This window comes from Sulfurimonas sp., from assembly GCF_028694895.1.
Taxonomy (GTDB): Bacteria; Campylobacterota; Campylobacteria; order Campylobacterales; family Sulfurimonadaceae; genus Sulfurimonas.
Window position 1 is genome coordinate 1 of record NZ_JAQVKA010000097.1, and the last position, 5195, is coordinate 5195.

Below are 5195 nucleotides of genomic sequence, written 5' to 3' on the forward strand. Positions count from 1 at the left end.
AAGAGCTAACGAAACTAGAGACTACGATATTATCGCCGAAAAACCTCACCAAACAATAATCGAATATAGAACTTTTAATGAACAATCAAGTTTAGCAGATGCAAGAGATATTATGGAAGTTCTTGGAGATGCTAAAGAGTATTGTCAAGCCATAGGTGGCAATGGAATATACGGTGATCAAGTTATAAATGAATTGCAAGAGCTGCCAACATCATTTAGTATGGACTATGTACAATATAGAAATGATATGACAAGACAAGGTTTTGGTCATTATAGTGGCTTTTACAAATGTGCTTCGGCTAAAGACAGTTTTGAGATTGAATATATGAAAAAAGATATTGCTCTTCGACAAAATAATATGATGGGCGGTGGAACTTTAAGAACATATTCAAGATACTACCTCACCACTCACGATAATATTCAAAACACAAATTCAAAATTTTGGCTTCAAAGTAAAAAATACAAGGATACAGTAGCTAAAAGCAACACTCCTAAAGAGTTATTTAACATTGATAGCACGGCTCAAATGCCTTGGGGTTATGAGAGAATAACTGGTGCTCAAAAATATTGTAGTTACAATGGTGGGAATTTATATATTGCAAACGCTCTAAGCTCTTATAAAAAAATGGATATTGAAGATTATTATTTTGCGAGATTGGAACAAATAAAAGATACGAGTAGTATTAATATCTTTATGGATAAAGATTATGTATGGTGCGAGAACTCAAGCAACAAAGCTCAAGAGTTTACACTGGTACATAATGGCTCTACTATTGATTTTAAACAAAGTGTTGATAAAGAGTATCTTGAGACAAAAGGTGTATCGTTTGCAAAGGCCACATCGGATACTATTCCCTTAAAAACCTCAACTCAGAGTAAAGAGTTATCAAAAGAGACTGTTATGACAGAATACAATCAAAAAAAAGTAGCAGCTCTTGGAGTAGAGCAAGAACTAGCAACATATACACTCTCAACTAAAACGGATACATATAAGTCAATAGGACAAATTCAATATGAAACATCTTACAATGGTATTGAGCCAGATGGTTGCGAGTATGCAAGTGTTACTAAAAGGATGTTGCAAAATGCTCAGATCCAAAACTTTAAACAATGCAACGGCGGACAATTATCTTATGTTGGTAGAACTGGAGTAGAAGAGCTTACAGATGAAGCTAAAGAGCAGCTACAATCTGTTAGCAAAAGACTTGAAGCAAGTTGTAAACTACAAAATCAAGCAATGACTAAAATTAATGAATTTACATTTAAGTGCTTCAAAAATCCTTTTAATAGTAGTTATAAATTTATAATTATGAAAGATGGTAAACTAATCAGTAAGGGAGCAGGGGAGTGATTTATCCTCATCTCTCCACATATTCATTAACTGAATAATTTGGTGGTTATCAAGGGAAGAGAGAAGATTAAGAACTCCTATGACAGATTTTGGTGTATTCGTACTATTCGCCCATTTATGAAAGTTTATCCCTGCAAAATCTGCAATGCTACCCATCTCATCATAAGTCATTTTTTGACTGGTGTTCGTAGCGAGCATACCTTTACTTTTTAGGATTAAACTTGCTAATTTTTCTTGATCTCTCTTTTTCATTCGCCTCTCTCTAAAATAAATTGCTATACAGTATATAAAATAGTATTATAGATTAACTTATTTTAATCTTACTTTAAAAAAACTTTATATACAATTCTAGCATAATATATTCTAAAAGGGGGTGCTGCGATAAAAATACAACTTTTGGATGCCAAAAGAAACGGTGACAAACTAAAGTAGTCAAATCAACTTATAATAAAAGGAGTTTTTATTGAAGAAAATTGCAATTCTCTTCGCATTATTCGCTTTCTTAGGAACGGCGGCTTTTGCAGGTACAACGGATAATTTAGGTGCTCAAAGCTTATGGAATACATTAAGTGGATGGCTAGATGATACTTATGTTGCAAGAATTATCGCATTGATGTTCTTTGCGGTTGGTGTATGGAGAGCTTTCGCTGGTTCTATCTTACAGTTCTTCTTGATGCTCGGTTTTGCTGTGTTAGTTACACAAGGAAATACGATCATTAGTGCTATCAATAGTGCAACTTTCTAATGTAAAGGCGGAGTTACCTCCGCACTTACATTGTGGTTTTTTGAGGTTTTTCTCAAAAGACTTGAATAAACCATATAAAAAAAGGAGTTAATGGTGAAGCCAAATGATTATGTTGAAATCAATAAATTCATAGACACTAAGCCTATGTTTGGGAACTGGGAAGTTGATACTTTAATGGTGTTTTCTGTTTTTGTAGGTATCGCCATTATGTTCACAAAAGGGTTTATCCCCTTTGCTACATTTTTTGGAACTGGTGTACTAGCAGCTACACTTTATGAAAAAATCAAAAAATCAAAAATTAAAGGTTTTTTCCTGCATATACTTTATATGTTGGGAATAAGACAACCTAAGACACTTCCACCGTCTTATATGAGATACTTTATAGGAGCGTAATAGAAATGCTATTTGACAAATTCAAATTTAAAATGGATAAGTACATATACGAGAATTGGACTTTTCGTATTGTTACTATCGTGTTGCTCGGTGTGATCATATTCCAATCATATCTAATCAGTAGTCGTATGGATAATCAAAAAGTGGTGTTTATGCCACCAAAAGTTGTAAATCAAGAGTTTTGGGTTACTGGTAATGAAGTATCAAAATCTTACCTTAACGAAATGGCTCAATTTACAGTATTTAATCTTATGAATGTAACAAAAGAGACTGCAAAACACAATATAGATAATTTACTGGTTCTTGTTTCTCCAGATTATTACTATGAAGTTAAAGCAAACCTTATAGAACAAATGAACTATATCACTGATAATGCTATTAGCAGGGTGTTCTTTCCATCAGTTGTAAATGTTGATCAAAAAGGTCTCATCAAAGTTACTGGTGTAATGAAAGATATTATCTCAGATAAGATAATGAAATCAGAGCAAGCGGTGGTAAGGATTGAATACCAAATTAAGCAAGGTAGATTTTGGATCTATGATATTAAAATTACTAAGGATGATAAATGAAGAAAATATTATTAATGTTGATAATGGCTACGGCTCAAATATTTGCCGTAACTGTAATTGATAACCCTACATCGGAGACAATTACAATAAATGTATCAAACAAAAGTGTTAATAGAATAGTTCTTCCCTCTAAAATACTGGATGTTGCTTATTCTAAAGAAAAAGGTGTGGATATTAAAATAGCTGATAATCAAGCATTTATAAAGTATGTACCTATTCAAAAAGAGCAAGTGCAAGTTATCGCAAAAGATAAAGTAGAGAAAATTGGTGAGCCAGAAATCATTTATGACAAAGCAAAACCATCGGAAGTGTTTTTTGTAACAGATGGTAAAACTTATGCTTTTGCTTTTAACCCTCAAGACATAGAAGCTGAAACAATTATAGTTAATGACTTCACTAAAAAAGCCGAAGAGATTGTGAGATATGAAACAGATGATAGCTACATCTCGACACTTGCAAAAATTTCTCAACAAATTTTAAAAGGTGGTTCACCTCAAGGGTATAAAGTGAAGCAAGTTGATAATCTTTTAAGTGATGTAGCTGATTTGAAAATAAAAGAGGTTGCAACATACGAGGGTGTTATCTACACTGCATCACTGGTTGAGGTTTTAAATAAAACAGATAAACCAAAAAAATTAAATCCAAAAGAATATATCAAATATGCAACTGGAACTCCAAAATCAATTACTGCTTACTATGACAATGAAGTAAATCATCTTCTACCATTTGGAAAAGCTCTTGTAGTGATTGTGACAAAGGCTGAAAAATGAGTAACATCTTTTTGAAATTGTTTAGTAATGACCGTGATCCGTCTAATGCTGAAAACAATCAAAAAATGAATAAGGTACTTATTTTTATCGGATTGTTTGTTGCAATGGCGGTTCTTTTAATGATGGTGAGCGATGAGAAAAAAGAGGACAAACGAGATGTAGGTTCTTTTAAAATCGTTGAAGAGGACACAATGGCTAAAACGAGATGGGTTGGTGATGCAGCTGTGGATCTTAAAATAGCAAAAAAACAAGTTGATGGTCTCAATAAAGATAATGATAAACTGAGTAAAGAGCTTAGTGATTTGAAAAAAACGATTGTTGATATAAAAATGCAACAAGATAAAAACAACAAAGCTCAACCTCAATCTCAAAACACAAAAGATAATCAACCTTTTCCTTTTGGAGATAATAATAAAGGCTTGTATTCAAACTATCCAAAACCAAATGACGGCGAAAACAGTACAACTGGAGCACTTGGTATAAGCCAACTTGGAGATGTTCCAGAGGTTCAAAGAAAAGCTGTCACAAAGTACACTAGAGTAGAGGGAGCTTTGGAATATACACAAGTTGCAAAGCCAATAGATCCAGAAAAAAAAAGTAAGCCAAAAGATAAAACAGTAATTTCAACTGATTCTATCACAAAAGCGGTTCTTTTGTCTGGGATGGATGCTCCAACGATGACTCAAGCTAAAACCTCACCGCTTCCAGTTCTAATGAAAGTAACAGATTTATCAATCCTACCAAACAGATGGAAATATGATGTTAAAGAGTGTTTTCTTGTAGGAGAGGGTTACGGTGACTTGACTGCTGAGAGAGCATATATAAGAACAAATAACATCTCTTGTATCACAAATAAAGGTAAACATATAGATATGCCTTTTAAAGGTGCTGCAACTGGTGAAGATGGAAAACTTGGACTTAAAGGTGAAGTTGTAACAAAGCAAGGTGCATTATTGGCTAGAACTTTAATTGCAGGGTTCCTACAAGGTGTAGGAGATGCTTTTGCTCAACAAAACCAAGTCGTTCTAACTGGTACAACTGGTACAACCACAACAACAAATGATTTGAGTGCAGGACAAGCGATGGAAATGGGAGCGTTTAGTGGACTTTCAAAATCTGCTGAAAAACTGGCCGATTTTTATTTGAAAATGGCTGATCAAATTGCTCCAGTAATTGAAATCTCGGCTGGAAGAGAAATTAATATTATAACAACACAAATGGTAGAGCTGAAAACTATCGAAGAGATGGAGCAAGCAGGCGGTAACACTAATCAAGGAGATAAGAAATGATGAAAATGGGATTAATGAGAAAAATGGCACTAAGTATTTTTGCATCTGCGGTGGTTTTATATGCGGATGCAGCAACGG

The 5195-nt window shown here is 33.7% G+C and carries 7 protein-coding genes; 6 read left to right on the forward strand and 1 reads right to left on the reverse strand.

Annotated elements, in window-relative coordinates; translation table 11 throughout:
- Nucleotides 1-1351 (forward strand): hypothetical protein (locus tag PHI38_RS08845; protein ID WP_299855215.1); only part of this gene is annotated, 1351 nt, incomplete at its 5' end.
- On the opposite strand, the gene PHI38_RS08850 is transcribed toward PHI38_RS08845, so the two are convergent.
- Nucleotides 1325-1603, reverse strand: a complete 279-nt coding sequence (locus PHI38_RS08850; protein WP_299855218.1) for a hypothetical protein — start codon at nt 1601-1603, stop codon at nt 1325-1327. The genes PHI38_RS08845 and PHI38_RS08850 overlap by 27 nt on opposite strands.
- A 211-nt stretch (nt 1604-1814) precedes the next feature.
- On the opposite strand from PHI38_RS08850, the gene PHI38_RS08855 reads away from it, so the two are divergent.
- The 5 genes from PHI38_RS08855 (at nt 1815) to PHI38_RS08875 (ending at nt 5117) form a co-directional block, all read left to right on the forward strand.
- A complete protein-coding gene (locus PHI38_RS08855) occupies nt 1815-2096 on the forward strand; it encodes a hypothetical protein (protein WP_299855221.1) in 282 nt (93 codons plus the stop codon).
- Nucleotides 2097-2186: 90 nt separating this feature from the next.
- Nucleotides 2187-2489, forward strand: a complete 303-nt coding sequence (gene traL, locus PHI38_RS08860; protein ID WP_299855224.1) for a type IV conjugative transfer system protein TraL — start codon at nt 2187-2189, stop codon at nt 2487-2489.
- A gap of 5 nt (nt 2490-2494) precedes the next feature.
- On the forward strand, nt 2495-3058 hold the full coding sequence (locus PHI38_RS08865; RefSeq protein WP_299855227.1) for a TraE/TraK family type IV conjugative transfer system protein: 564 nt from the start codon (nt 2495-2497) through the stop codon (nt 3056-3058).
- Nucleotides 3055-3828 (forward strand): type-F conjugative transfer system secretin TraK, encoded by a 774-nt coding sequence (locus PHI38_RS08870; protein ID WP_299855229.1) that lies wholly within the window; start codon nt 3055-3057, stop codon nt 3826-3828. Before PHI38_RS08865 ends, PHI38_RS08870 begins: the two co-directional genes overlap by 4 nt.
- Complete coding sequence (locus PHI38_RS08875) at nt 3825-5117, forward strand: TraB/VirB10 family protein (RefSeq protein ID WP_299855233.1); 1293 nt, start codon at nt 3825-3827, stop codon at nt 5115-5117. Before PHI38_RS08870 ends, PHI38_RS08875 begins: the two co-directional genes overlap by 4 nt.
- Nucleotides 5118-5195: the final 78 nt, after the last annotated feature.

What these genes read in the sequence shown, in the direction of transcription:
- PHI38_RS08850 (WP_299855218.1), bottom strand. Translation starts at nt 1,603, where the DNA reads ATGAAAAAGAGAGATCAAGAAAAATTAGCAAGTTTAATCCTAAAAAGT.
- traL (WP_299855224.1), top strand. Translation starts at nt 2,187, where the DNA reads ATGGTGAAGCCAAATGATTATGTTGAAATCAATAAATTCATAGACACT.
- PHI38_RS08865 (WP_299855227.1), top strand. Translation starts at nt 2,495, where the DNA reads ATGCTATTTGACAAATTCAAATTTAAAATGGATAAGTACATATACGAG.
- PHI38_RS08870 (WP_299855229.1), top strand. Translation starts at nt 3,055, where the DNA reads ATGAAGAAAATATTATTAATGTTGATAATGGCTACGGCTCAAATATTT.
- PHI38_RS08875 (WP_299855233.1), top strand. Translation starts at nt 3,825, where the DNA reads ATGAGTAACATCTTTTTGAAATTGTTTAGTAATGACCGTGATCCGTCT.